At 66.8% G+C, this 3,087-nt stretch carries 2 protein-coding genes and 1 pseudogene; 2 read left to right on the top strand and 1 reads right to left on the bottom strand.

Going from position 1 to position 3,087, the window contains the following annotated elements:
• The coding region (locus tag ACRDUX_RS26430) for a 4Fe-4S dicluster domain-containing protein (RefSeq protein ID WP_526418084.1) at positions 1-261 on the top strand (261 nt) is incomplete at its 5' end.
• Positions 262-306: 45 nt separating this feature from the next.
• Positions 307-1,715 (top strand): annotated as a pseudogene (locus tag ACRDUX_RS26425) (WS/DGAT/MGAT family O-acyltransferase).
• A gap of 122 nt (positions 1,716-1,837) precedes the next feature.
• Here the strand turns inward: ACRDUX_RS26425 and ACRDUX_RS26420 are convergent.
• Positions 1,838-3,087: bifunctional aminoglycoside phosphotransferase/ATP-binding protein (locus tag ACRDUX_RS26420; protein WP_526418082.1), on the bottom strand; the 1,250-nt coding region annotated here is incomplete at its 5' end.

Genomic DNA, 3,087 nt, shown 5'->3' with positions numbered 1-3,087 from the left:
CTCTACATCAACCCAGACGAATGCGTGGACTGCGGTGCCTGCAAGTTGATCTGCCGGGTCGAGGCGATCCACTACGAGACGGATCTTCCCGACGATGAACGGCAACACCTCGCCGACAATGCCGCATTCTTTAGCCAGACACTTCCCGGCCGCGATGCGCCACTGGGTTCTCCCGATGGTGCTGCCAAGCTCGGGCGGGTCGGCGTCGATACCCCGCTGGTCGCGAGTTCGGTGTCTCGAGAGCACCGTCGTGACCACTGAATGCGTTCGCTCCCGCCGCAGCGATGACCACGGGAATGGATGACGATGCGGTCCGAACGTCTATCAGCCCTCGACTCCGGGTTCCTCGAGGCAGAAGACTCCGACCGGCACGCGAGTCTGGCGATCGGAGCGGTGGCCGTGCTCGAAGGCCCACCACCCGACATGGACTCGTTCGTGTCGACGATCGAGAACGCGTGCGTCGTATTCCGCGCTGCACCCAGGTGGTGCGTTCGCATGCGTGGGATCTCAGCGCACCCGAATGGGTCCACGACGACTCGTTCGACGTACATCGCCACGTCCGGCGTACGGCCGTGGCACGACCTGGGGACGACGCAGCCCTGTTCCGCGTGGTGGCAGACCTCATGGAGCGCCGACTGGACCGTGGCCGACCGCTGTGGGAATGCTGGCTCATCGACGGACTAGACGATTCGCGGTGGGCACTGGTCGTCAAGGTCCACCACAGCGTGGCTGACGGAATCGCCGCCAGCAGCATGCTATCCGCGATATGCGACGGCCGGGTCGCCACCGAAGCTCACGTCCCCGTCTTGCACGATCCTTCCAGACCGGGCGGTGGTGTCAGACTGCCCGACCTCAATCCGGTGTCCTGGCTCACGGGGGCGTGGAACGCGTCGCTGGCAACGGCACGCACCGCCTGGCGGCTCAGCACCGGCGCCGCGGAGATCGCCACGGGAATCGTCTCGCCGGCGCCACAGGCGATGACAGGCGCCCTGACCGACCTGCGTCGCTACAGCGCCTCCCGGGTGTCGCTGGCCGACGTGAAGACGATCTGCCACCGCTTCGACGTCACGGTCAACGACGTTGCACTGGCGGCCATCACGGACAGCTTTCGCGAAGCGATGTTGCGCCGTGGCGAGCCGATCCGACCCAGCTCACTTCGTACGCTGGTGCCAGCGTCGTTGAGAAAGCCCGATGAGCAACACATCCCGGACAACCGGGTATCGGTGATGCTTCCGCTACTCCCGGTAGAACTGGACGACCCGCTGCAGCGGCTACGGACCGTCCACAGTCGACTGACCAAGTCGAAGTCCAGCGGGCAATCCCAGGCCGGCGGTCTGGTGGTGGCGGTGTCGAACTGGCTGCCGTTCGCGGTCACGGCCTGGACGGTTCGGCTTCTCACGCGGCTGCCGCAGCGGGGCGTCGTCACGGTCGCGACCAACGTGCCGGGGCCTTCACGACCTGTCTCGGTGATGGGCCGCCCCGTGCTCTCGCTGATGCCCATTCCGCCCATCGCCGTGCACCTGCGGCTCGGCATCGCGATCACCAGCTACGCCGACGAACTCTCCTTCGGCGTGATCGGCGACTTCGACGCCACGGTGGACGCGCAAGAGATCGCCAGCGGCATCGAAGACGGCGTCCGCCGCCTGGTCACGGTCACCCGGGCATGCAAGCGATCCCGGCGATTCGGGCGTCAGCTGCTGCTCCTCACCTCCTGATCGATCCCGCAGAGGCCACGGACTACCGGTCGTTCGACGGGTCACGGGTGGCGAACACCGACCCCACCCGCACGCATCGACTCTCGGCAAATTGTTCCTTGCCTTCTCTTGACTTCGTGGGATCAGATTGCGAGACAGCACAGTTCCTGTGCTTCGGCGACGGAATCGCCCAGTGGTCTGCTGGTGTCGATGTGGTGAGCTCCCGCCCAGGTTTGATCGCCGCGCGCCATTGCCGAGGCGATGCTGGCAGTGGCGTCCGAGGTGGTGACGGAGCGCGCGGCGATGCGGGACACAGCCTCTGTGACGGACACGGTGCAGGCCAATTCGATGATCGGACAGTGCCCTTCGCGCGCGGCGTCGCGTGCCTTGAGGCGGTGCCGAAGGTCACGCCAGGTGGCATCGAGAATCACCTGCTGCCCACCAGCAAGCAGTAGGTCCGCTTGACGGAGCATCGTCGTGTAGACCGCGTCGACCTTGTCGGAGCTGTAGAGGCCGGCGTTGTACACTCCGCGCGCGCCACAGAGTTCGCCGTGGGTCTGCATGTCGCGCCGGATGTCGTCACTGGAGATGACCTGCGCGTCCAGACGGTCGCGCAGTGCGTGGGCCAAGGTGGTCTTGCCGGTACCTGGCCCGCCGCCCACCAGGACCAGGCGCACCGTGCCGGCGCGAAGGTGCCGAAGCGCGAGGTCGAGGTGTCGCCGCGCGTCGCTCACCGCACCCGCCTGACCTTGGTTGGCCCTGATGCAGTCGACCTTGGCGCGGACGACCGCACGGTAGGCGATGAAGAAGTGCGCCAGGGAGGCCGGTGCGGAATCCTCGGCACGTCGGCGGTACTCCTCGAGGAAGAACTCGCCCAGGTCGGGTCGGCCGAGGAACTCCAGGTCCATCGCCAGGAACGCGGCGTCGTCGAGTCCGTCGACGTAGCGCAGGGTGTCGTCGAACTCCAGGCAGTCCAGCAGGACGGGCCCGTCGGGGATACAGAACACGTCGTCGGCGATCAGGTCGCCGTGCCCGTCGACGATGCGACGGTCGGTGATGCGGCTGTTGAACAAGGCAGCGCGACCGTCGATGAATTGCATGGCGAGGCGCTCGACTTCGGTCACCGATTCGGCGGTGAGCGCTGAGCCGACGTAATGACGCAACTCGGTCAGGTTGGATCGCCAGCGCGCCCGCATCGCCGGAACCTTGGCGCACGCATCGACCCGTGGACCGCGGACGGCCTCGGAGTGAAAGCGCGCGATCCTGTCAGCGATCGCCGAGAGGTGCCCCTCGACGGGCTCACCGCGTCGCACCATCGATGCGAGCCGCAGCGCATCCGGATAGCGGCGCATCACCACCACGGGCTCGGCATCGCCGCCCGCCGGGTCGGTGA

This window comes from Mycobacterium sp., from assembly GCF_050701675.1.
In the GTDB taxonomy this organism is placed as follows: domain Bacteria; phylum Actinomycetota; class Actinomycetes; order Mycobacteriales; family Mycobacteriaceae; genus Mycobacterium.
This window is presented reverse-complemented; position numbering and strand designations above follow the sequence as displayed.